23 protein-coding genes and 1 tRNA gene are annotated in these 23,803 nt (G+C 66.3%); 7 read left to right on the top strand and 17 right to left on the bottom strand.

What is annotated here, in order from left to right:
- Window positions 1–10: 10 nt before the first annotated feature.
- Window positions 11–646, bottom strand: coding sequence for a glutathione S-transferase family protein (locus tag VF992_11820; GenBank protein HEX9341838.1), 636 nt, complete (start codon window positions 644–646; stop codon window positions 11–13).
- Window positions 647–733: 87 nt separating this feature from the next.
- Between VF992_11820 and VF992_11815 the strand changes: the two genes are divergently transcribed.
- The gene (locus tag VF992_11815; protein HEX9341837.1) at window positions 734–1,342 is read left to right on the top strand and encodes a hypothetical protein; all 609 of its coding nucleotides are present in this window, start codon (window positions 734–736) and stop codon (window positions 1,340–1,342) included.
- Window positions 1,343–1,366: 24 nt separating this feature from the next.
- Here the strand turns inward: VF992_11815 and VF992_11810 are convergent, their stop codons facing one another.
- The 3 genes from VF992_11810 to VF992_11800 form a co-directional block, all read right to left on the bottom strand.
- A complete protein-coding gene (locus tag VF992_11810) occupies window positions 1,367–2,245 on the bottom strand; it encodes an ABC transporter permease (protein ID HEX9341836.1) in 879 nt (292 codons plus the stop codon).
- Window position 2,246: 1 nt separating this feature from the next.
- Window positions 2,247–3,326 carry an ATP-binding cassette domain-containing protein gene (locus tag VF992_11805; protein ID HEX9341835.1) on the bottom strand — a complete coding sequence of 360 codons (1,080 nt, stop codon included), beginning with the start codon at window positions 3,324–3,326 and terminating at the stop codon, window positions 2,247–2,249.
- A gap of 261 nt (window positions 3,327–3,587) precedes the next feature.
- The gene (locus VF992_11800; protein ID HEX9341834.1) at window positions 3,588–4,028 is read right to left on the bottom strand and encodes a hypothetical protein; all 441 of its coding nucleotides are present in this window, start codon (window positions 4,026–4,028) and stop codon (window positions 3,588–3,590) included.
- 137 nt (window positions 4,029–4,165) lie between these two features.
- Here VF992_11800 and VF992_11795 point away from each other — a divergent pair, with 137 nt between their 5' ends.
- Window positions 4,166–4,405: a DUF4287 domain-containing protein gene (locus VF992_11795; protein HEX9341833.1), complete on the top strand. Its 240-nt coding sequence runs from the start codon at window positions 4,166–4,168 to the stop codon at window positions 4,403–4,405.
- Window positions 4,406–4,414: 9 nt separating this feature from the next.
- On the opposite strand, the gene VF992_11790 is transcribed toward VF992_11795, so the two are convergent.
- The 9 genes from VF992_11790 to fsa all read right to left on the bottom strand — a co-directional run bounded on the left by VF992_11790 (window position 4,415) and on the right by fsa (window position 10,392).
- Window positions 4,415–4,487, bottom strand: a tRNA-Asp gene (locus VF992_11790).
- A 63-nt stretch (window positions 4,488–4,550) separates the two neighbouring features.
- On the bottom strand, window positions 4,551–5,072 hold the full coding sequence (locus tag VF992_11785) for a hypothetical protein (GenBank protein HEX9341832.1): 522 nt from the start codon (window positions 5,070–5,072) through the stop codon (window positions 4,551–4,553).
- 44 nt (window positions 5,073–5,116) lie between these two features.
- On the bottom strand, window positions 5,117–6,385 hold the full coding sequence (locus VF992_11780; GenBank protein HEX9341831.1) for a DUF58 domain-containing protein: 1,269 nt from the start codon (window positions 6,383–6,385) through the stop codon (window positions 5,117–5,119).
- Window position 6,386: 1 nt separating this feature from the next.
- Window positions 6,387–7,337 (bottom strand): MoxR family ATPase, encoded by a 951-nt coding sequence (locus VF992_11775; protein HEX9341830.1) that lies wholly within the window; start codon window positions 7,335–7,337, stop codon window positions 6,387–6,389.
- On the bottom strand, window positions 7,334–7,939 hold the full coding sequence (locus VF992_11770; protein HEX9341829.1) for a hypothetical protein: 606 nt from the start codon (window positions 7,937–7,939) through the stop codon (window positions 7,334–7,336). The genes VF992_11775 and VF992_11770 overlap by 4 nt, the downstream gene beginning before the upstream one ends.
- Window position 7,940: 1 nt before the next feature.
- Entirely contained in the window at window positions 7,941–8,825 is an 885-nt protein-coding gene (locus VF992_11765) for a DUF4129 domain-containing protein (GenBank protein ID HEX9341828.1), read from the bottom strand.
- A gap of 73 nt (window positions 8,826–8,898) precedes the next feature.
- Window positions 8,899–9,438, bottom strand: a complete 540-nt coding sequence (locus tag VF992_11760; protein ID HEX9341827.1) for a winged helix-turn-helix domain-containing protein — start codon at window positions 9,436–9,438, stop codon at window positions 8,899–8,901.
- An 88-nt stretch (window positions 9,439–9,526) separates the two neighbouring features.
- The gene (locus VF992_11755) at window positions 9,527–9,694 is read right to left on the bottom strand and encodes a hypothetical protein (protein HEX9341826.1); all 168 of its coding nucleotides are present in this window, start codon (window positions 9,692–9,694) and stop codon (window positions 9,527–9,529) included.
- A gap of 53 nt (window positions 9,695–9,747) precedes the next feature.
- The gene (gene fsa, locus VF992_11750; GenBank protein HEX9341825.1) at window positions 9,748–10,392 is read right to left on the bottom strand and encodes a fructose-6-phosphate aldolase; all 645 of its coding nucleotides are present in this window, start codon (window positions 10,390–10,392) and stop codon (window positions 9,748–9,750) included.
- A 125-nt stretch (window positions 10,393–10,517) separates the two neighbouring features.
- Between fsa and VF992_11745 the strand changes: the two genes are divergently transcribed.
- A complete protein-coding gene (locus VF992_11745; GenBank protein ID HEX9341824.1) occupies window positions 10,518–11,759 on the top strand; it encodes an MFS transporter in 1,242 nt (413 codons plus the stop codon).
- A 277-nt stretch (window positions 11,760–12,036) separates the two neighbouring features.
- Here VF992_11745 and VF992_11740 read toward each other — a convergent pair whose 3' ends face one another.
- A complete protein-coding gene (locus VF992_11740; protein HEX9341823.1) occupies window positions 12,037–12,810 on the bottom strand; it encodes a DUF2182 domain-containing protein in 774 nt (257 codons plus the stop codon).
- Between the two features lie 96 nt (window positions 12,811–12,906).
- Between VF992_11740 and VF992_11735 the strand changes: the two genes are divergently transcribed.
- Window positions 12,907–13,596: a DUF1326 domain-containing protein gene (locus VF992_11735; protein HEX9341822.1), complete on the top strand. Its 690-nt coding sequence runs from the start codon at window positions 12,907–12,909 to the stop codon at window positions 13,594–13,596.
- Window positions 13,597–13,635: 39 nt separating this feature from the next.
- Here the strand turns inward: VF992_11735 and VF992_11730 are convergent, their stop codons facing one another.
- The 3 genes from VF992_11730 to VF992_11720 form a co-directional block, all read right to left on the bottom strand.
- Entirely contained in the window at window positions 13,636–14,589 is a 954-nt protein-coding gene (locus VF992_11730) for a transketolase C-terminal domain-containing protein (protein HEX9341821.1), read from the bottom strand.
- The gene (locus VF992_11725; protein ID HEX9341820.1) at window positions 14,586–15,431 is read right to left on the bottom strand and encodes a transketolase; all 846 of its coding nucleotides are present in this window, start codon (window positions 15,429–15,431) and stop codon (window positions 14,586–14,588) included. Before VF992_11725 ends, VF992_11730 begins: the two co-directional genes overlap by 4 nt.
- 77 nt (window positions 15,432–15,508) lie before the next feature.
- Complete coding sequence (locus VF992_11720; protein ID HEX9341819.1) at window positions 15,509–15,751, bottom strand: hypothetical protein; 243 nt, start codon at window positions 15,749–15,751, stop codon at window positions 15,509–15,511.
- Between the two features lie 95 nt (window positions 15,752–15,846).
- Here VF992_11720 and VF992_11715 point away from each other — a divergent pair, with 95 nt between their 5' ends.
- From VF992_11715 to VF992_11705, 3 genes are all read left to right on the top strand, one after another.
- Entirely contained in the window at window positions 15,847–16,842 is a 996-nt protein-coding gene (locus VF992_11715) for a hypothetical protein (GenBank protein HEX9341818.1), read from the top strand.
- Between the two features lie 79 nt (window positions 16,843–16,921).
- Window positions 16,922–17,605: a ribulose-phosphate 3-epimerase gene (rpe, locus tag VF992_11710; protein ID HEX9341817.1), complete on the top strand. Its 684-nt coding sequence runs from the start codon at window positions 16,922–16,924 to the stop codon at window positions 17,603–17,605.
- 318 nt (window positions 17,606–17,923) lie between these two features.
- Window positions 17,924–23,803 (top strand): LamG-like jellyroll fold domain-containing protein (locus VF992_11705; protein HEX9341816.1); only part of this gene is annotated, 5,880 nt, incomplete at its 3' end.

The raw sequence follows: 23,803 nt of genomic DNA, 5'->3' as shown, positions 1-23,803 counted from the left end.
CCATTGCTCTCTACCGGCCGAGCCTTTGAATCCGCTCCGCCCAGTTCGCGAGCCGCGGGAGCTCCTTCGGGATCCGCTCGCCCGCCGTCAGGAGAGGCGACATCGATCCATAGATTCCGAAGTCCGCGAGGCTCGGTTCCCCGAGGATCCAGTCGCGCCCGTCGAGGATCGCCTCGACCATGGCCAGGTGCGTGTTCATGTCCTGCCGGAACTCCTCCCGGCGCATCTCGAGCACGTGCCACGGCCCGCGGGCCCGGGTCTGCATTTCCTCGAACACCCAGCGCTCGGAGTCGTCCTTCAGGACAGGCGGGATCTTCGTGACGACGTACCGCCACACCCGCTCCTCGAGGACCTGGTGGCCCCAGTGCTCCAGGGTGATGGCGAGGCCTTTCTGGCCCCACGGGTAGAGGGTCGGCTTCGGCCGCTCCGCCTCGAGGAAGTCCGCGATGTCGTGCCACACGACGGTGTTGCCGTCCCAGACCAGGGTGGGCACGTAGTCCTGGCCCGTCGCCTTGATCAGCTCGCGCTTGTCGTGATACGGGACGTAGCGGGTGTCGAACTCGACGCCCTTGAACGCGAGCATGCGGTCCGCGGCGACGCAGTAATGGCTGATGTCCATCGAATACAGGAGGGGGCGGGAGGGCATGGCAGCCGCAACACGGGGGCCGTCTTGAGCCTGTCGCGCCGGAGGCACTCAATTCCGCTTGACTCAACCGGCCTTGACCAAACCCTATTGACCCTAGACCCGCGTCCGTGGGCCGAGGGGTTCCCGACGATTGACTTCGGCATCTTGATTGTGCCCGCGATGATTGCAATGTTGGCCTTCCCGGTCGGCCTGCGGTGGCGGGGGACGGACCACGCCGTGCGTGCGGTGTTCCTGTTCCACCGGAGCGGCGACCCGCTCGCGACGGTCGCCTCGGATTTCGTGCCGCCCATCGCGGCGGACCAGCTCGGACCTGTCCTGACCGCCGTCCGGACATTCGTTGGAACGCCCACGACGAACCACACCTTCCGACCGACGAACGAGCGATTCGGAGACGAGGGACTCGTGGCCGTCCACGGCCGCTTCGTAAGCGCGTGCGCCGTATACCGGGGTTCCGGCGACGGCCCGCTCGGGCGCGAGCTCGTTCGGTTCCTCCGCGAATTCGAGGAGGCAAACGCGGCCCATCTCGAGACCTGGGGTGACGCGACGTCGGTCGCGGCGGTGGCGTCGAGTGCGATCTCCGGTCTGGTCGAGAGCCGCGACGCGACCGGGCTCGCGGATGCGGCAACGGCCGCTCCGTCGACCGAGGCGTCGGCCCCACGACGGATCGAGCCGAGCGTCTCGCCGACGCCCGCCTAGGCCTGGATCCACCCGGATCGTGGCCTACTTGCCTTGCGCGCGGAACGCCATGACCGCAAGACCGTTCAGGATGATCCCGAATGCGGTGATGGCGAGGATCGCGTTCCCCAGCGCGGTCCAATCGTATCCGGTGAGGATGAGCGCGCGAGCGGCATCGGCCATGTAGCTGACCGGGTTGACCGTCGAGAAGCTCTGGACCCACGCGGGCAGGAGCGCCTTGGGGAGCATCGCGGTGCTCAGGAACAGGAGCGGGAAGGTGAGCGAGAAGCTCACCATCATCGTCGACTCCGTGTTCTTCGTCCTCAGGGCGACCGTGTTCGAAAGGCCGGAAAAGGCCACGCCGAACGCCGCGGCGAGGAACATGATCATCACCGCCCCGAAGATCCCCGTCGCGAACGGGATCCGCCAGCCCGCGAGTGTGAGGAGGGCCGCGATTCCGAGGATGATGCCGGCCTGGGCCGCCATGCGCAGTCCGTCCGCAAGGAGCTTGCCCACCAGGACGCTGCTCCGCCGGATCGGCGCGACGAAGAACTTGTCCATGAATCCGGACTCGAGATCGGACACCATCGCGAAGCCCGACTGAGAGGCGCTCTGGATGGCCGTCATGACCGTGATGCCGGGCAGGAGGACGGCGACGTAGTCGTACGGAAGAGGGGTCGGAGACGGACCTCCCGGAAGGCCGCCGGTTGTGGCCGAAGAGAACACGGTCCCAAACGTCTGGCTAAACATGACGAGCCAGATGAGCGGCATGAACAGGCTGAAGAACAGGAGGACCGGGGTCCTCGTCAGCTTCACCAAGCTCCGCCACGTAACGAGGCCGATCTCCGTCAGGACCCCGCCGCTCGTTTCCGAATCTCGCGTTCGCGTGATAATCCGCTGTGCGTGTCCAACGTCTGTGACCATTCTAGCGCCTCCGGCGGCCGAATCCCCGCGACATGGGCTTCACTTCCTCAACGCGCATCTGCCGCCCCGTGTGCTGCAGGAAGACCTCGTCGAGCGTGGGGTGCGCGAGCGCGACCTGATGGACGGGGACCTTCTCCGAATCGAGTCGCCGCAAGACTTCGAGCAGGGTCGCGCCGCCGTCGGCCGTGTGGGCGCTCACGCCCTCGTCGAAGATCGTCGCGCGACTTACGCCGGGGACCATCCGGGCAATCTCGAGCGCGCGATCCCGGCTCTGCTCGAACGCTTCGTCTCGCGTGATGCGGACCGTGATGATGTCTGCACCGATCGCGGCCTTCAGCTCGGTGGGACTGCCCTCGGCCACGATCTTACCCTGATCGATGATCGCGATGCGCTGGCACAGCTGATCGGCCTCTTCCATGTACTGGGTCGTGAGGAAGATGGTCATCTTCTCTCCCTTGTGCAGTCGGCGCAAATACTCCCACACCGCGTTCCGCGTCTGCGGATCGAGGCCCGTCGTCGGTTCGTCGAGGAAGAGGATCCGAGGATGATGGACGAGGCCCGCACCCAGGTCGAGCCTCCGCCGCATGCCGCCCGAATAGGTGTACGCGCGCCGATCGGCGGCATCTTTCAACTGCAAGACCTCGAGGAGCTCCTCCACCCTCTCCTCCACGAGCGACTTGGGCATGTGGTAGAGCCGCCCGATCAACCAGAGGTTTTCGCGGCCCGTGAGTTCGCCATCGACGCCGATCGACTGACCCGTGTATCCGATGATCCGCCGGATCTCGGCGCCATCGCGTTCGACATCGAGGCCCGCCACGCGGACCGAGCCGCTCGTCTTCGCGAGCAGGGTCGTGATGATCCGGATGACTGTCGTCTTTCCCGCACCGTTGGGGCCGAGGAAGCCGAAGAACTCCCCCTCCGCCACGGAGAAACTGACGTCGTTAACAGCCTTGACTTCTTCCTGACCGCGGCCTCCGTACACCTTGACGAGGTGGCGGACATCGATGACGGAACCCTTCGATGAACGCATCGGGGCGACCGTCTTCTTGCTGTCAGGCCGAAGTGTCACGGCTTCCGACATGGCGCCTCCCCAAGTGGCAGTCGGCTAAATAGCTGTGTTAACGTCTTCGAGAACGAAAGAATCCGAAGGTTCATATGGCAGGCTCTCGCGACGAAGCTGTTCTCCAGGAAGACCCGTGGTGGGATTCACACTGTCGGTGGGCCGGTCACGAGGCAAACCAACAAGCTCATTGCGGCCGCGACGCGAGGCCCCCCCGGAGGTATATGGTGGTCGCAATGATTGTATCGTTGGACTCCGGCCAAGCCGGTCTGCCCGCGATCGTTACCGCGGGAGTTGCCTTCGGACCAAATCTTGGGTCGCGGGCACCTGCTCTTTCGGAAGACGGAATACGGCCTTCTTCCCGCCAACCTTCATCTCAAGGCGCTTCGAGAACAGCCCCTTGACTCGCGGGTTTTCGATGGAGCCATACGGCGCCGCGAAGTTCGCCGCGTTCTGAGCGGCAACTTGGTCCAGCGGCATTCCCGCATAGGCCATCCGTTTCTTGTCCGCCCCGCCCTTCGCGAACGAGGCCGCGACGGCCTGGCCGATCACCCCACCGAGCAGCTGTCCCGCCAGACGCGCGCCCCCGGTCTTCACCGTCACGACGCCGACGAGACGTCGATCCGTGAAGATGAGGTCGTACAGCTTCGGCAGTGCGAGCCGACCGACTTGTCCCTCTGCGTTGTACACGATGCCGACAATCGTCTCTCCCTCTCCCGCCACGGTAAGAACCTCCCCGGTCGTCATGGCTGCATGGCCTAATCAAAGTTAGTCTCCGGTGCCCGGTACAGATGCGTCCAATCGGATTCGATCGAACAGTAAGAATTCAGATTGACCCAGCAGATGCACCCGGCGAAACTATGACATACAAAGCATACATCGACAACATCAGGGCCAAGACCGGAAAGGACCCGGAATACTTCCGAGCGCTGGCGAAAGAGAAGGGCCTCGCAAAACACGGCGAGCTACTTACGTGGCTCAAGTCGGACTGCGGGCTGGGACATGGTCACGCCAACGCGATCATCTTGTACATCCAGAACCCGGAACTCGCAAAACAGAAGATACGAGAAGATGCAAAAACGGAAAACACCAAGAAGTAACGGGTAAGACGCCCCGGTCGGGATTCGAACCCGAGCACCCGGCTCGACAGGCCGGGATCATAGACCGCTAGACCACCGGGGCAGCGGCCGTCGCAAAGTTCGAGGTCTAGTTATCCTTTGCGCCGCGCGCGATCCGCGCGTGGAATTACGCCGCTCTCCCTCGCAGGCTTGGCAGGATCGCGAGCGCCACGACGATCGCCACGAGCCCGGCCGCGAGGAGGATGGCGCTGGGAATCGTCGTGAGCGGGACGACGCCGGCGACGGCAAGATTCGCGGCGATCAGCGGCACGACGACCGCGAGGATCGCAGCCGTCGCGAGACGCAACGCCGCTCGGCCCAGCGCCCCGCGGATCCGCGCCCGGTCCGCCGCCGAGAGCGCGAGTTCGTAGAGTCGCGCGAACCGATCGGCCAGGATCCGCAATTCGACATGGGTGATCAGGAGGACCACGAAGCCGAGCGCCGGCAGCACTTGGACTCCCAAGACGATCGTGTGCGAGGCCACGTACACGGCCCCGACGCCCGTCAGGCCGATCGGACGGAGCGCGGGTCGTCGGAGCGCATGCGCGACGATCAGGACCGCGACGCCGACGACGAGGAGTTCGACCAGCGCCGTCTTCGACCCGACATCTTCGATCGCGAAGAGGTCGGCGACGGTCCAGCCCACCAAGGCGGCGAGCAGGGCCGTCGGCGCGCCTCGAAGCGCGAGCGGAACTACGCGGGACGCGGCCGTGTGCCCATCCTCCGCAAGGCGAGCGCGAGCGGCGTCGTCGGATCCCAGTCGACGACCTGGGCGATGCGCCCCAGCTGTGCGATCAGGTTCGCGCGCTCCATCGTCAGGATCCGGTGGGCGGTGGCGAGCTCCGACCTCTTGTCGCCGAGCCTCCATTCGATCGCGAGCGGCGAGGGCGAGACGATCGCGACGTCCGTGCCGCGGGCCGCCAGCGCGATAATCGCCGACAGCGCCGACCGATCCTGCAGCGGCGAGATGATGACGACGAGGCAATTCCGTGGGAAGAACCGGGAGAGCACCCAGGCGACGTGGGCGAACGGCCACTCCCCGCCCGGCCGGACGTGGGTCAGGTGGTCCAGGATGCGGTAGAGCTGCTTCCGGCCGAACGCGGGCGGCACCCAGTCCAGCACGTCCCGCTGGACGATGAGCCCGACGCGGTTCTTCGACGCGAGGACGTGCTCCGCAATCGCGAGGGCCGCCCGGACGGCGTGCTCGATCGGGTTGTCCTCCTCCGTCCCGATGAACGATTCGCGCCGCGCGTCGACGACGATCACGACGTCCCCGGATCGCTCGCCCTCGTACTCGTTCGAGAACAGCCGATCGAACCGTGCGGACGCCTTCCAGTTGATCCGCCGGACGTCGTCTCCGGGGACGTACTCCCGGATCCCCCAGAAGTCCGTGCCCACGCCGATCCGCCTCGAGGGGACCTGGCCGAACCACGGCCGCGTGCGCCGCGGCTGGAGGCGTGCCCGCCGGAGGTCCTCCATGGCCGGGGCGACGACGAGCCGCGAGTCGAGCGGCACGACCGCGTCCTCCGCGCCGAGGGCGAGCGGATCGAGGGAACGCACGCGGACGGGCCCGAGGTGGAAGTCCCCCTTCACCGCCGACCGCACTTCGTACGAGAGCGGGACGACGCCGCCCCGCTCCAAGGCGATCACGGCGTGGTTCGTGCCCCGGACGACTGCGAGCTCCGGCGGCAACACGTCGAGGATCTCGACGAGGTCGAGCGCCGGCCCCTCGTTCCGAACGACGAGATCGACGCGCGCATCCGAGCCCGCCTGCACCCGGTCCCGCGAAAGGCTCCGCACGGCGACGACCCGGGGCGTCGGCGGCGGGAACAGCGAGCCGAGGGCGAGGAAGAGGACCGGCGGCAAGGAGAGCAGGACGACCTGCCAGCTCCGCGCCGCGAGCCCGACGAGGAGGAACGCGAGCGACGCCGCGGCGAGGCCGCTCGCCAGGGACGTCCGCATGTCACGGCACCTTCGGCACTCGCACCTGCCCGAGGACATCGGAGATGACGGACGACGTCCGGACGCCCCGGATCCACGGATCCGGCTTGAGGATGAGCCGGTGCGCGAGGGCCGGTTGCGCGACCTCTTTCACGTCGTCCGGGGTGACGAAGTCCCGGCCCGCGAGCGCCGCCCGCGCGCGCGACAACTTGAGGAGGGCGAGGGAGCCTCGCGGGCTCGCGCCGATCTCGACCTGGCTGTGCCCGCGGGTCATCGTGACGACGTCGACCATGTACCCTTCGACCGCCGGATCGACGTGGACGTCCTCGAGTGCGGCTTGGAGCGCACGGACCTCATCGGGCGTCGTGATCGGCTCGATCGTCGCGTCGTCCGTCCGCCGGTCCCGCCGTCGACGGAGGATCTCGATCTCCTGCTCGCGCGTCGGATAGCCGACGTCGATCTTGAGGAGGAACCGGTCGACCTGGGCTTCGGGCAGCGGATACGTGCCCTCGTGCTCGATCGGATTCTGCGTCGCGATCACGAAGAACGGCCGATCGAGGCGGAACGTCTCGCCCTCGAGCGTCGCCTGCCGTTCCTGCATCGCCTCGAGCAACGCGGACTGCGTCTTCGGCGGCGCGCGGTTGATCTCGTCCGCCAGGAGGACGTTCGTGAACACGGGGCCGCGACGGAGGACGAACTCGCCCGTCTTGCGATCGAAGACGTAGGTGCCGGTGATGTCCGCCGGGAGCAGGTCCGGCGTGAATTGCACGCGGCGGAACCCGAGGCCGAGTCCCGCGGCGAAGCACTTCGCGATCAGCGTCTTCGCGAGGCCCGGCACGTCCTCGATCAGGAGGTGCCCGTCGCCGAGGATCGCCCACAGGACGCGCTCGAGGACCGGCCGCTTTCCCACGATGACGGTCTCGACCGCGTCGAGGAGCGCTCCGCCGATCTCCGCGACGGAGGTGACCTTCACCTCCACGCCTCCATGCGCCGGAGGACCCCGAGGAAATCCGGGCCGAACCCGCGCCGTCCCCGTGCCTCGACGACCCAGCGGTAGCGGTCCTCCAAGTCGCCGACGCGCAAGTGCACGAAGTCCTCGAGGACCTCGTCGTGCAGGATTCGGTGGAGCGCCTCGGGATCCCGCTGCGCCTCCCGGATCGCCTCTGGCGAGAGGCCCAGGGCGAGGCGAACCCGCTCGACGAATGCGGCCCGGGCGCGCGAGGCGACCAACACTTGGCTGTACGCCATGCCGCGCGAGGCGCGTCGCACGGCGGCGGCGAGGGCCCCGAGCTCCCCCTCGCGGATGGTCCCCGGGGTCGACGGGCCGACGAGCGGCGCCGGTTCCGCCGTCCGGCGGAGGATCAGGCCCCACGCGAACAGGGCGAACGCGGCGAGGAATCCGACCCCGAGGAGCCATTGCATCGAGCTGCTGAACTGCGCCTCGTACAGGAGGACGCCGACCGTCACCGCGAGGGCGATGACCGCGGCGGCTTCCGACCAGAGCGTCTCCCGCGAATCCTCCGTCCGTGCGGGCCGAGGATGGGCCGTCGCGATGGGGAGCGGCCGCCGGAACATCTCACGCCTCCAGCGCCGCCCGGATCCCCGTGAGGCTCTCGATCGCCCGCGCACGGTCCGCCTCCCGCAGCGGGTGGTCGCTGTACCGGGCCTCCTCGAACAACGAGGTCAGGGTCCCCGAGGCGTCCGGCGAGACGCGCAGGCGGTCCACGGCGAGGCGTTCGAGCTCCCGAGGCGTCATCGCCCCCTGCTCCGCGATCCCTCGCGACCCGAGAAGGCGGCAGAACCGCTGGAAGCACGCGAGGATCGCCCCCCGCACGTCGCCTCCGATCTCGAGCTCTGCGATCGCCGCTCCGACGGCCTCGGACGCGGTTCGTCGCTCGTCCGGCGCGGCGTCGTCGTCGACCTCGAAGCCGCCGGCGTTGCGGCGGAGCAGGTACGACATCCCGAGGATCGTCCCGAGGACGGTGATGGCCAAGAACAGGCCGAGCGGCGCGCCCACGGAGGCGGGCCACGCCGTCACGTTCCCGGAGTCCCCGGTCACGGTCGTCGAGTCCGCCGTCTCGTTTCCTGGGGCGAGGGTGTGGACCATCCGCGGCCATCCGAACAGGAGCGCGAGGACGATCACGAGCCCGAGGACGGACGAGAGGATCTCCCGCCACCGCGAGGGCTTCGCCGGGCGCCCCTGGTGTCCGCGGTTCGTGAGGATCAGGTAGATCGCGGCCCCGACGACCGTGCCGCCGAACCCGACGACGAGGACGTCCGCGTAGATCGGGTCGAGCGTGAACAGGGCCCCCGGGCTCGTACCCCGGGGGAGCGGAGGCGCCGTCTCGTCCCCCGCCTCGAGGTTCGCGACGTTGAACGCCAGGGCCGCGGCGAGCACGACGGCGAGGAACAGGAGCACGGGGACCGCCCACGCGGGCCTCCCCCGCCGGAGCCGCGGCACACCGTTGCGAAGGCCGTCGCCGCTCATAACGATTTCCCGGAAGCCGGACGGGCATCCCTGCCCGCGGACGAACTCATGCGACGTCGAGTTCCGCGAAGAACCGATGCCGCCGATGCCGGCCGTACACACGGAGGGCGAGCGCCACGAACACGCACAGGGCCGAGAGGACGAACGGCAAGATCACGACGGAGACTCCGGTCGCAGTACTCTGCAGTCTTTCGGCGGGAAAAGCGGTCTGATTCTGCAGAGGGCCGGCCCCCATCAGCGCCGATGCGGACAACACGTATATCGCCCCTATGATCGCGAGCCCGACGGCGGCGCACAGAGCGAGCGTGATCGCGACCCGTTCCGGATGCAGGATTTTCCGGCCCTTATCCGAGAGCTCGTAGTAGATCCACTTGCGGCCTTCGTCGACCCGCTTGACGAGCCCCGCCGCCTGGAGCTTCTCAAGGTGCTCCAGGAGGGTCGGCTTGCTCAGCGCGATCCGGTTGCTCAGGTCCGTGACGGTCTCCCGCCGCACGTCGAGGCGCTTCAGGATGCCGACGCGGACGTCGGAGGCGAGCGCTTTGAAACTCTCTTGGTCGAGCGTGATCTTGGGAGCGCCCGGGTCCATCCGGTCGGTACTATCGGCCCCGCACCTCTTGAAAGATTCCCCCCGGTTCGGGAGGACCCTAACTATCCACGCGACGCGGGTCGAAGGGTCAGCGCTTTCGGTGGACGTCGACGACGTAGCGGACGTACCCGACGAGGCCGCCCGTAGTCGCGAAGTTCCCCGGGTTCCGGAAGAACGGACATCCGAGGGCCGTCGCGACGGCCGCTAGCGCCAGGAATCCGACCACGCCGAGCGTTCGGAGGCTCGGAAGCTTCACGCCATCCCGATGCCCGATGCCATAAATGAGGCTTGCTCAATCCGGCCCTCGGCCTACTTCGGCACCTTCTGCCAATCGTCCAGGAACCGCTTCAGCCCGACGTCGGTCAGGGCATGCTGCGTCATCTTCGTCAGGACGTCGAACGGCAGGGTGACGATGTCCGCGCCGAGTTTTGCGGCCTCGATTACGTGAAGCGGATGGCGGATCGACGCGACGAGGACCTCGCAATCCCATTCGTAGTTCCGGAAGATCTCGACGATCTCGCGAATCACCTGCATCCCCTCTTGGCCCATGTCGTCGAGCCGGCCGATGAACGGGCTCACGTACTTCGCGCCGGCCTTCGCGGCCAAGATCGCCTGGTTCGCGCTGAAGATGAGCGTCGTGTTGATCTTGACGCCTTCGGACGACAGCGCCTTGATCGCCTTCAGACCTTCCGTCGTCATCTGGATCTTCACGACGACGTTCTCGTGGAGCTTCGCGAGCTGACGGCCCTGCTTGATCATCTCGTCCGCCTGGGTCGTCGTCACCTCGAGGGAGATCGGGCCGTCGACGAGGGCGAGGATGTCCTGGATCACCTCGGACCACTTGCGGCCCGTCTTGGCGACGAGCGTGGGGTTCGTCGTGACGCCGTCGAGCACGCCCCACGAGGCCGCCTCGCGGATCTCGTCGATGTTCGCGGTGTCGAGGAAAATCTTCACCATGCGCGTCCGCCGACGACCGATGGCGGCAGGTCGATAAGAGGATTTCCGCTTCGCGGGAGACGTTGTCCCCCGCACGGCGGGCGAACCTACATATCCGAACGACCGATGCGGGCGGTTCACCGATGGCAGCCGGGCCCACGCTCTGGCGTCACCACGACTTCTTGCTCCTCTGGTTGGGTCAATCCATCTCGCGGCTCGGCGACCAGTTCACGGGCCTTGCAATCCCGGTCATTGCAGTATACGTCCTCGGAGCGCATCCCGCGGAGATGGGCGTCCTCGGCGCCGCGGGCACGCTGCCGTTCCTACTGTTCGGGCTCCTCGTCGGGGTGTGGGTCGACCGACGGCAGCGGCGATCCGTCCTCATCCTCGCCGATCTCGGCCGCGGGAGCATGATCCTGACGATCGCCCTGCTCGGCCTCGCCGGCCTCCTGAACATGGCCTACCTGTACGCCTTCTCGTTCTTCATCGGCATCTTGACCGTCTTCTTCGATGTCGCGTACCAGGCCTACCTGCCGGCCCTCGTCGAACGTAAACAACTCGTGGATGCGAACAGCAAGCTCGAGACGAGCAACACGCTCGCGAACACGGGTGGGCCCGCGTTGGCTGGCACGGTGATTCAGTTCCTCCAGGCGGCCGCCGCGATGCTCTTCGATGCGGCATCGTTCTTCTTCTCCGCGATCACATTGATCGCGATTCGCAAGCGGGAGGCGACGCCCGATGCAACCGAGCGCCGCTCCGTGCCTGCGGAAATCGCCGAGGGACTGAAGGTCGTCCTGGGGGATCGCCGGCTTCGGCACATCGCGGCGTGCACCGCGTGGTCGAACTTCTTCTCGAGCGCCATCTTCTCGGCGCTGCTCATCCTGTACCTGAAGGATGGTCTCGGCTTCGATCCGCTCGCCCTCGGGTTCCTGTTCGCCATCTCGTCAATCGGGGGGATCGTCGGCGCTGTGACCGCGAATCGCGTTGCGAAACGAATCGGGGTGGGGCCGGCCATCATCCTCGGAGGAGTGATGTTTGGCCTCGCTCCCCTCCCGCTGCCCTTCGTCACGGGACCGCTCGCCTTCGCCGCCATCGCGGCGATGTTCTTCGTCTCGTTCGTCGGCAATCTCTACTATAACATCAACCAGGTCAGCTACCGCCAGGCGATCGTCCCCCTCCGACTTCAGGGTCGATTGAATGCGACCATGCGGACGATCGTTTGGGGGACGTTGCCCCTGGGAGCGCTCGCGGGCGGATTCCTCGGAGAGGCGATTGGGTTGCGGCCTGCGATCATCGTCGGGCTCGCCGGCGGGGCGTTCGCCTTCCTCTTCGTCCTTTTCTCCCCCGTCCGGCAAGTGAAAGAGATGCCCGAGTCCGCGCCGTAGGCTCCTGTCCGCATCGGATCGAACGACGATTTAGTCCCTCGCCGATCCCGCCACCGTCATCGAGCGATCCCCGCGACCGCCTCGGCCGCACGGGTTCGTCGTTGAAGGAAGAGGCCACCCCCCCGACAGCGAGGACGCCGAGGGCGATCGTGCCTGTCATCGTTTTCGCGGCGAAGGGGCGGAGGAACACGGAGCGAAAAATCGTCGCCCACGCGCCGAGCTGGCTTACGCCCAGGAGGCCGGTCGTCCGGCCGGACGGGGGCGGCATGGGCCCCCGCTACGCGGCCGCGAGGGCCGTTGCCCCCGCCAAGGTGCCGAGGGTGAGGAGCACCGCGCCGATGGCTCGCGTGAGGAGCGCCTGACGGACGCCGAGCTTCTCCACGAAGATGAGCAGCGAAATCCCGCCCATCCACGCGAGGCTCATCGAGCCCGCGACGAAGAGGACGACCATGAAGAGCCAGCAGCAGCCGATGCAGGATGCGGCGTGGCGCAAACCCATCCGCATCGCGCCGAGCCGCCCGGAACGCCAGAAATGCAGGACAAACATCATCGGAGACGTGCAGTGGCTCAGGCAGACTTCCTTCGTCCGCGTGACCTGCCACACTCCCGCGGCGACGAGGGTCCCGGCGGGCAGGAGGAGCGCGACGCCCGTCCACGGCCCGAGGGCATTGACCGCCACGAGGGCGACGAGCGCGACGACCCCGAAAGCACCCCACACGAGAAAGTAGGGCAGGGCGAAGGCGAGGGTCGCGAGCGGGTCCGCGGGCCGCGCCGGCCGACCCGCTTCGAGCCGCGTGAAGCCGTGGTACGCGAGGACCATCGGCAGTGCGGACGGCAGCATCATCGCGACCATCATGACGACGAGGAGGGCGAAGAACAGCGCGAGATCCGTCGCGCCGACCGCGGCGGGCGATCGCGCCTGCATGAGGAGGTCGGACGAGACCCACGTGACGTACCACGCGGCTGCGACGACGATCCCGACGGCGGCGGCCACGGGAATCCGGAGGCGGCGGAGGAGCGCGTCCGGCGCGGCGAGGCTCCCCGATTCCATCGACGCGGTATCCGGCGGCCCGGATATGAACGGTGCGGAGGCCGATCGCGCACGCGATTTTATAGCGCCTCGCGGATACCGCCCCCGGGGGTTCCCTTGACCAACTGGAAGTTCGAGGCGGAATATGTTCAGAGCTGCAACTGCGACTACGGATGCCCGTGCAATTTCAACGCGCTCCCGACGCGCGGGAATTGCGAGGCGCTCGTGGCCTGGCGGATCCGAAAGGGCAACTTCGACGGGACGAAGCTCGACGGCGTGAAATTCGCATGGGGCGTGTGGTGGCCGCGGGCGATCCACATGGGGAACGGGACGGCCCGGCTGTACGTCGATCCGAGCGCGACGTCGGAGCAGCGACGCGCGATCGAGGAAATCACCGCCGGGAGGCACGGCGGCGGCGTGTTCGAGATCTTCCCGAAGACATTCTCCAAGGTCCTGCCGACGGGGAACGCGGCGATCGACTTCCACTACGACGGGTACGACAGCTGGTTCACCGTCGCGGGCATCGGCGAGGTCCGGAGCAAACACATCAAGAACCCCGTCACCGGCGCGGACTTCTCGGGAGAGATCCTCCTCCCCGGCGGCATCAATTTCAAGGACGCGTTCGTGACGAATATCGCGCGGTGGTCCCTGAACGACGGCGACTTCGACATGGCGTGGGAGAACAAAGCGGGCTTCGCGACCGTCACGACCTACTCGAACCAGGGACCTCAGAAGAGCGAGCCCGCGAGCCGCGCGAAGGCGCCGAGTCGCAAGCCGAAGCCCAAGGCGCGACGGCGGCGACGGTAGAGGCAACCCGACTCCCGGTGCACGCCGCGGGAATGCGGACTACATGCCCCGACGCTTCAGCACGCCGCGCGCCGCCTCGACGATTCGGTCCGAGGTGAGCCCGTATTTCCGCAGGATTTCCTCCGCCTCGCCGCTCTCGCCGAAGACGTCCTGCACGCCGACGCAGGCGACGGGCACGGGGTGGTTCGCCACGACGACCGAAGCGACGGCCGCTCCGATGCCGTGGACGATCGTGTGCTCCTCCGCCGTGACGATCGCGCCCGTCTCCCGTGCGGCGCGGTCGATCGTCGCGACGTCGAGCGGCTTGACCGTCGAGAGGTTGATCACCCTTGCGTCAATCCGCTGACGCGCGAGGGCATCCGCGGCCTCGAGGCACCGTGCCACCATGAGCCCGGAGCCCACGAGCGTGACGTCGGATCCGTCTCGCAGGACTCGCGCCCGACCAACCGCAAACTCGTCGCCCATCGACGTGATCGTGGGCACGTCCGAACGGGAGAAGCGACAGTAGACGGGGCCCTTCATCGCCGCGGCGGCATCGACGCACTTCGCCGTCTCCGGGCCGTCCGCGGGCACGAGGACCGTCATGCGTGGGATCCCGCGCATCACGCCGATGTCCTCGTTGATCTGGTGCGTCGCGCCGTCCGGGCCGACGCTCAGCCCGGCGTGGGAGCAGAAGATCTTCACGTTCAGGTTCGTGTACGCGACGTTCTGGCGGATCACGTTGTACGTATGCCCGCTCCCGAAGACGCTGTACGTCGCGGCGATGGGAATCTTGCCCGCGGCGGCGAGGCCTGCGGCGACGCTGATCATGTTGGGCTCCGCGATCCCGAGCTGGAAGAAGCGGTCGGGGAACGCCTTCCCGAAGTCGATTGCCTTCAGGGACTCCGTCGTGTCGGCCCCGACCACGACGACGTCGGGATTGCGGCGGCCGAGCTCGACGAGTGCCTTCCCGAAGTACGACCGCTGGCTCTCCAACTTCCACGGGCCCGTCAAATCGCGGCCTCCTGCGCATCGAGCTCCGCGAGGGCGCGCTTCAGCTCCTCGTCGGTCGTCGCGGCGCCGTGGTACTTGATCTTGTTCTCCATGAAGGACACGCCTTTCCCCTTCACGGTCCGCGCGACGACAACCGTGGGCCGGCCCCGCGTCCGCTGGGCCTCTTCGATCCCCGCGAGGATCTGCCGGAAATCGTGCCCGTCGATCGTGAGGACGTGCCAGTTGAACGCCTCCCACTTCTCAGCAAGCGGCTCGAGCGGCATGATGTCCTCCGTGCGGCCCTCCTGCTGAATCCCGTTTCGGTCGATGAACGCGGTGAGATTATCGAGCCCGTACTTCGATGCCGCCATCGCGGCTTCCCATGTCTGCCCGACGTCCTGTTCGCCGTCGCCCATGACGCAGTACACGCGCCAGCCTTGGTGGTCCATCCGAGCGGCGAGCGCGAGACCCACGGAGAACGAGAGGCCCTGCCCTTCCGCGCCCGCCGCGTTCTCCACGCCCGGCGTGGTGCCCATCTCCGGATGGCCCTGCAGGCGGCTGTTGATCTTGCGGAACGTCATCAGCTCGTCAACCGGAAAGAATCCGCGTTCGGCGAGGGCCGCATACCAGACGGGGCACGCATGGCCCTTGCTCAGGACGAACCGGTCCCGGTCCGGCCAGTCCGGCCGCTTCGGATCGACGCGGAGGACGTGGAAGTAGAGCGCGGTGACGATGTCGCACGCGGACATCGAGCCTCCGGGGTGGCCGCTCTGCACGTTGTTCGTCATGCGGATGATGTGCTTCCGGAGGACCACGGCCTTCTTCTTGAGACCTGCAATCAGTTCCTCGGAAACGTCGACCATGGCCCACCCCGCCCGCAGGCGTGGCCCGGGACGGCCCGGAGATGACGCGACGGGCTTAAGGGCTTTGGTGACGCGGGTTAGCGGACGCCGCTCCCTCGCTCGAACGAAATCCAAAGCAAGTGCCACCACACCAGAGTGAACACCGCCAGGACGAGGAGGATAGCAAAGGGCTCGGACGTGACCGTCGTCACGACCGCGAGTACCGCGACGAGGACGAGGCTCGTCAGCGCCCCCCATCCGAGGAACATCCCTTCGAAGATCCAACGGTTGAACCGATGTGGAGCACGCAGATTCCCGACCCGCCGCATGGCGACATTCATTCTCAAAAGATAAAATCGATTCAACATGCTTAACCGTTCTACGTCTGTATCACAATTCGTAAATAGCTGGAGTGCTCGTAAAGGCCGGAACAACGATGATGCGAATGCAAAACAAAGCGCTCCTCATCAGCGTCCTCGTGACGTCCTCGCTGTTCACCGCCTTCGCGGTGGCGGTCGGGCCCCAGAATCTCATGAGCCTCGAACCGCCGAACGGCGCGGCGCCGCAACCGGAGGCCGGGCCGATCGACACGCCGACCTGGCACGTGGGGGACTCGTGGACGTACGACGTGAACGCCTCGTCCGATCTCGAGAGCATGCAGAGCCTGTGGGTCGCCCCGGCGTTGGAAGGGACCATCACCCGCACGGTCGACTCGGCGGATGGTTCGCAGTACAACGTCAGCCTTGCGGCGACGTACCATGTCGGGAAGGTGATCGACCTCTCGCAGGAGACGGGCTACGGGGACGCCACGATCATGCTGCACGCCACCGTCATCCTGAACGATGCGACGGTCGACGGGTACACGCTGTACCGCGCCTCGGACCTCGCCAAGGTCACGGAGGTCCGGACGGTCCACATCAGCGGCTCGTTCTATGCGGAATACGATACCTACGATGTGGCGATCAACGTGTCGTACACGGCGAAGATCGAGACGACGTACGACCCGCCCCTCGACGTCTGGTCGTTCCCGCTCGGAGAGAACGAGACATGGGAGGCCTCGAGCAACGCGACGGTCCACGCCTGGACGACCTGGCGCTTCGACGCGCCAAACTGGTACGTCGAGAAAGGCCGGAACATCACGTTCACCGTGCCCGTCCGGCTCCTCTTGTCGAGCGGGATCTTCGAGGACGTCACTACGCCAGCGGGAACGTTCTCGGCGATCCCCGTCGGCGTGGGGCTGCCCGTGATCGAGCTCGGGACGACGACGGACCAGATGGCGTTCGCGATGCGCCTCGGGGACGACGGATTTGGCGACTTGCACGCGCCGGTCGCGGCGTGGTTCAACGGGGACGTCGGCAACGTCGTCAAGGTCGCGACCCTCGTCGACGGCCTGCACGTTCAGATCGAACTGACGTCGTACCACCGAGCCTGAACGCACTTCGCGCCTCCCTTTCCCGTCGCCGCGGAGGAGGGAGGGAACCCTTATCCCGCGCTGTTCATTCGTCGCGCCGATGGGCATCAAGATCGCCCCCTCGATCCTCTCCGCCCGCTTCGATCGGCTCGGGGAGCAAGTGCTGGAGGCCGTGGGGGCCGGCGCGGACATGCTCCACATCGACGTCATGGACGGACACTTCGTGCCGAACGTCACGATGGGACCCGCGCTGGTGAAATCGATCCGGCCGCTGACGAAGGTCCCGTTCGACGCACACCTGATGGTGACCCACCCGCAGAACTTCGTGGAGGCGTTCGTCGAGGCGGGCGTCGACGACCTGACGGTCCATGTGGAGAGCGATCACGACGTCCGCACGACGATCAAACTCATCCGCGACCACGGAATCGCCCCGGGACTCGTGCTGAACCCCGCCACGCCGTTCGAGAGGGGCAAGCCGTTCCTCCCCGACGCGGACTTGCTCCTCATCATGACGGTCCATCCGGGCTTCTCGGGCCAGGCGTTCCGCGCCGACGTCGTGCCGAAGATTCGCGAGGCGCGAGCGTACATCGATCGAGAGCGGCTCGAGACCGAGCTCCAAGTCGACGGAGGGATCAAGGTGGACACCGCGCCGATCGTCGCGGAGGCAGGGGCGGACATCCTCGTTTCGGGCTCCGGGATTTTTCCGGACCGCATCGCGGAGAATCTGAAAGCGATCCGAGCGGGCGCAGAAAAGGCGGCCCGAGGTCGTGCCGCCCATCTTTGAAATCGAACCGACGCAGCCTCGGCGAGGCTCCCGGAACCTCTGACTGGGGTTCGAATCCCAGCAGGGGCGTCCGCCTTCCGGTCCAGGGGGTTTGCGACCGTGGCGAATGCGTGACCGGGCAGGTCATGCAGGAATCGGGATTCGTCGCAAAATCAATCGCTGCACGTGGATCTAGACTGTCCGAGCTTCCCGGGGAAAACGTGACAACTCAAGTCGAATTGACAACCGCGGTTATCTGCCTCTACATGGTTATCGGGCGCGGAGGGGACTTTTACGAAGCGGGCGCTTCGAATTATCGCGATTGTCTGTGCGGTCATCATGATCACGGTGCTCTTTCAGAGCCACGAGGCCGCGGCGACGTCGCCAACGGGATCGGAGTACAATCACGCGCTCGCGACGAACGGCGCTCAAGCGACGGCCTCCGGGTATACGGACCCCAACGTTCCAGGCAAGGCGATCGACGGGTTGACGTCCTCCGTTTGGCAGAGCTCCACGACGATAGGGAGTCTCGCCGTGAGGTTCCGGAGCTTCGCCTCCGTGAACGTGGTGCACGCCCACTTTACGACGACGAAGTACACGTCTCTCTCCCTGTATTTGGACACGAGCGGCAATGGGCTCTACGAATCCGGAGAGAAGGTGTGGTCGACCACACAGAACAATGTCTTGGATGTGGTCGTCAGCCTTCAGAGCACCTTCTTCGCGCTGGGGATGCAAATCACGATCGACGCCAAGGTGGGGTCGACGAAGCCGCAGATCAACGAATTCGAGGCGTACTTACAGGGGGACTCCGACGGCGACGGCCTCACGAACGCGCAGGAGACGGCCACGATTTACTACCAGGACATGTCACCGGGGGGACTCCCTAAGGCGATCCCGGATGACGGAGTCAATTCGACGACCGCAAGCCTGTCCCTAGCGCAATTCTACGGACTGCCTGTGAAAGCACTTGCGAATTTCTCGATCGACCATACGAAACGGAGCGACGTTACGGCCGCGGTGGGATACTGGAACGGGTCCGCGTGGATCGAGCGCTACGTCTGGGATCCCGGGAGGCATCTACTCTCCGTTGGCATAACGAGCCCCATCGCGGGGGCGACCTACGCGGGGACGATCAATGCCGTCGCGACGGTCCTTCATCCGGAAATCACGACGAAAGTCGAGTTCCGCGTGAACGGGACGCTCATGGCGAACCTCACGGCGCCCGTAGGGAACGCGTACCCGTGGAGCTGGACGACGTCAGGAGACGGCGTCCGGATCCTCAACGCGACGCAGTACGACACGGCCGGCGGAAAGGCGTGGGACCAGATCTCGGTGAACGTCAACAACCTCGGCCCTGTCGTTACGTGGAAGAACCCCGCGAGTAATGCGACGGTGACCGGGACGGTCACGGTCAAGGTGACCGCGACCGACTACAACGGCGTCCAAAAGGTCGGCTATTATGTGGACAATGTCCTGCAGCAGTTCGTGTCCACCCCGATCGCCGGGACCCATGACTATGCGTTGTCGTGGGGCACCGATGGGTGGATGAACGGCGTCCACACGATCAAAGCGGTCGCGTACGACCTCGGGGCCCTCCAACAGACGACGACATCGACCCGCAACGTCACGACGAGCAACGACCCCGCGGTACACATCACGGCGCCCTCCGCATGGGCGATTGTGAAGCTCGCCAGGACCGTCGCGGCGAACGCGAGTTCCGCGTCCTCGTCGATCTCCAAGGTGGAGTTCTACCTCGACGGAGTGTTGCAGTCCACGGACACGTCCTCTCCCTATTCGTGGCTGTGGGACACGACGAACTCGACAGACGATCTACACACCCTGACCGCCAAAGCGTACCGGGTTTCCGACGGAAAGGCCGCCTCGTCTACCATTACGGTGACGGTGTACAACGGCGGGGGCGGGGGCGGCGGCGGTGGTTGCCGGATCAACTGCCCCACGTCGCCCACCCTCGCGCCGGACGGACCTTCAGCTCCGGCTTCCGCGACATTGGGCATTCTCGGGGCGGACTGGACCCCGGGGGAGATCGATGTCGGCACGAAGGCGACGGTCGTCGTGGACCTCACCAGTGCGGCGTCCGGAGGCAGTGCCTGGGAGAACGCATCTCGCATCCTGCGGCCCGCGCTGCCCTTGGCCTTGTTCACATCGTATCTCCCGTGGCGTCTCGTCGTGCGCGACTGGTCGATCGGCTCGGCGGGCAGCCTGACGTCGTACACCCTGCGATTCGAGGCGAACAGCGACCCGCAGGCGATGGACACGGACTCCGACGGGATCGGCGACGGGACGGAGGCGTTCACGTGGTCCACGCTCCCCGTCACGAGGGATTCCGACCTGGACGGGCTCTCCGACGGCTACGAAATCGCGCCGCATACGCTCACCGTGTGGACGGGCGGCGTTTCCTCGATCCTCGCCGCCTTCACGACGAACCCGGGCCTCGCAGACACCGACGGGGACGGCCTGACGGACGGCCAGGAGCGCGGCCTCGTCACGACGGGCCAATCGAAGGTCGTCGGAGAGGTGGGCCTCGCCGCCGGCATCACGGACGCCTGGACGAAAGTGTTTCTCAAGAACAGGTACACCAGCCCCGTCGTGATCGCCCAGCCGCCGACGCAGAAGGATGTCGCGACCGGAATCATCCGGATCCAGTCCATCACCGACCACAGCTTTGAACTCCGCTTTCAGGAGTGGTCTGCAGTGGGCGGGCACGGCGGCGAGAACGTGACCTACCTCGTGGTCGAGGCCGGGAACCACGTCCTGCCGGACGGGACCGTCGTCGAAGCGGGCATCAAGTCCGGGGTCGGTACGACATACGTGCCCGTGCCGTTTCGGGAGGCCTTCGCCCAGAATCCTATCGTCCTGGCGCAGATCCAGTCAAACGCCGACACGAAGGCTGCCGCCGCAAAGATCCGGTCGGTCGGGGCTTTCTCCTTCGAGACGTACCTGCGCACGAACCCGCTTGGGACGCACGCAACCGAGACGGTCGGGTACATCGCTGTCGCCCCCCAAGCGGACTCAACCGCACTCGCGACATGGACGCGTCTGGCAGTAAGCATCGGGTCGGCGACCTCGGGGAACATCTCTTTCCCGAAGAGCTTCGGTGTCGCCCCCATGGTCGTCTCCTGGTTCGCGACGGAGAATTCGAACGCGGATGTGAGCCTCCGGCTCTCTGCGGTGGCGAACGCCAGCTTCGGCTACGCGCGCGAGACGAGCGCGACGCCGGGCGTCGAGATTTTGCATTACTTCGCATTCGCGGGGCCGGCGAACCTGACCGCGCGGATGACGACGAGACCGACGGGGACCGGCGCCACGGACACGGATGGGGACGGGCTACTGGACGGCGCGGAGGTCAACACCTACGGATCGAATCCGTCCCTGAAGGATACGGATGCCGACGGAGTCCCGGATAACGTGGAGGTGTTGGACCGCACGATCACCATCCCCGTGAACGGGACCGCGAAGACGTTTACGTTCAAGACCTCGCCGACCTCGGATGACACGGACGCGGACGGCGTGAAGGATCCCGACGAGCTCGCGGGGATCCTGGATCACCGGATCGCCTTCTACGACATGGAGACGACCCTGGCGGATGGCCGTCTGCGCGATTGGAGCGGGAACGGCGGCCATGGCACCATTTCAGGCACGACCTCTGTCACCGGCAAGGTCGGGAATGCGCGCTCGTTCGCCAGCTCGAATTACGTCCAGGCGAGCGACGCCTCGGTGGTCTCGCCGGGGATGATTACGGTGGCGGCCTGGGTCTCCATTTCGAGTAGCGCGGGGACGTACAACCCCGTCGTCGTGAAGGGCCAGAGCGGCGTGGACTTCCAGTACTACATGGACGTCCGGAAGGTCGGCACGGCATGGAAGCTCAATGTGCAGGTCAAGAATGTCGCCGGGACGACCGCGAGCGCGACCTCGAGCACGTCGATCACCACGGCCACATGGACGCACATCGGGTTCACGTTCGACGGCTCGACGGTCCGCCTGTACATCAACGGCGTTACGGACGCGACGACCGCAAGCCTTTCCGGATCCCTCCGGACGACGGGGCAACCCCTGCGCATCGGCCAGTACTACGGCTCTTCGTTGTACTTCCTCGGATCGATCGACGAAGTCCAGTTGTGGGATCGGGCCCTCGCGCTGGACGAGATCGCGCAATATTCGGCCGCGGATCTGCCGGTCGTCCGGTTCGACATGGAGTCCCTTCGATCCGACGGAAAGCTTGCGGATTTCGCCGGCAAGGGAAACGCGGGCATCCTCTTCGCCACGTCGGTCGTCGAAGGTCGGATCGGGTTCGCCCGGAACTTTGCCACCGCCGCGTCGAGCGTCAACGTGACGGATGCGGCGAGCCTGAACTTCAACACGGCGGGCCTGACCGTTTCCACATACGCGCTCTCGTCGTCGGCTCCAGCGTCCGACGTCTCCCTCGTCGCCAAGAAAGGGGAGTTTTACCTGAACCTCAGCTCGGACGGGCTGGCGCGCTTCACGATGTACACGAAGGCCCCGCTCGTCTCCCAGCTCCCGCTACCGTTGAATCGATGGGTCCGCGTGTCCGCGACCACGGATGGAACGACGATGGCCCTGTATTTCGATGACGTCCTCATGGCCTCGGCGACGGGTTTCAAGCCGACGGATACGGCGAACCCGATCACGCTGGCTCGGGCGGAAGGATGCTCGCCGAGCTGCCCGCGATTCGGCGGTTCGCTTGACGAACTCGTCGTGTACGCGAAGGGAATCGCCCAAGCCGCCTTGACGAAGTCCTCTGCGCGGGGCATCCTGCTGAACCCGAACGCGACGGACACGGACTTCGACGGCCTTTCCGACGGGCAGGAACTGTTCGTGAAGAGCGTCAAGACCCCGAAGCGCTATCCGACGCGAGACCAGCTCTGGGTCTCTTCGGACAAGATCGACCTCGCGCTCGGAGCCCCGGCGTGGGCGATCCAGGGCGTCCGGGCGATGGTCGGCTTCACCCACGAGGACATGGGCCAAATCGCCGCATGGCTCGAGCGGTGGACCGGAAGCACCGACGACCTCGGCGTCCTGTTGCGCCAGTACGGCAACGCAGGCCAGTCGAACAACTTCACGTCGTACGACCTCCTGCAGAAGCCCTCGACGGGTTCCCAACTCGCTCGGGAGGATCTCGTTGTCGCAGGCCGGACGTGGTACGTGAAAGCGTACGACTCGACGATCAACAAAGTTGGAGCGGTCGAGTACCTGCAATTGCAGGTCACGGTCCACACGCTCCCGAACCGGGCGGACACGGACGCCGACGGCCTCAATGACAGCGAGGAGATGAACCTCGGCTCCGACGGCTTCGCGACGGATCCGTGGAAGACGGACACGGACGCGGACGGATGGTCCGACGGGTACGAGACGCTGACGAAAGGGACGAACCCGCTGGCGTGGGACACGGACGGGGACGGCGTCCGCGATTCGTCGGACCTGGACCCGTTGCACAACCTCCTCGTGGCCGTCCGAGTGAACTCCGTCCACCACGGCGCGGGCCCGTGGTGCACCCCGGAGCTCGTCGGCATCATCCGGGTGAACGACGACTACACGTGGGTGAGCCAGCACGTCGTGTCGACGCGCGATTCCTTCACGTCGTACGCGTGCCCGCCGCCGATCCCGACGACGCAGTACGCGACCTCGGACTTCGGCTCCACCTACTATGCGGACGTCCCGGACGACGTGTCGTCCGTTTCGCTGCGGGCGACCGCCTGGGCGATTAACCCCGGCCGCGGGGACGACATCCTCGTCGACGCGTTCGTCACGTACACACTCAATTCGGGCACGTCGTCATCGACCCTGTACAACGGGGACTCCTGGTACTCGTTCGACGCCTGGACGCTCGCCCTGCCGAAGGCGAACACGCTGTTCGTCACGGACGGGAACGCGACGATCACGCTGGCGAGTGGCCAGAGCCGCCTCGTCGGGCAAGACCGGTACTACGTCTTCACGTTCGACGTGACGTCCGCGTACGGGCCGTTCGTCGTCGGCGTGAACGCGGTCGTCGTCCCGAGGTCGATTTTCCTCGGCTCGAAGCTCCGGGCAGACTTCGACGGCGGGACGTTCGCGCCCCTCGCGAACGCGCCTTTGTATGGGGAGAACCTGAGTCAGACCAGCGTCTCGGAGAGCGTCTCGGGAGTCGTCGCCCTCTCGCTGTCCGGCGTCGACGCGGTCAACGTCCTGTACCGCCTCCTGCGG

This window comes from Thermoplasmata archaeon (assembly GCA_036395115.1).
Classification (GTDB): domain Archaea; phylum Thermoplasmatota; class Thermoplasmata; order RBG-16-68-12; family RBG-16-68-12; genus RBG-16-68-12.
This window is presented reverse-complemented; position numbering and strand designations above follow the sequence as displayed.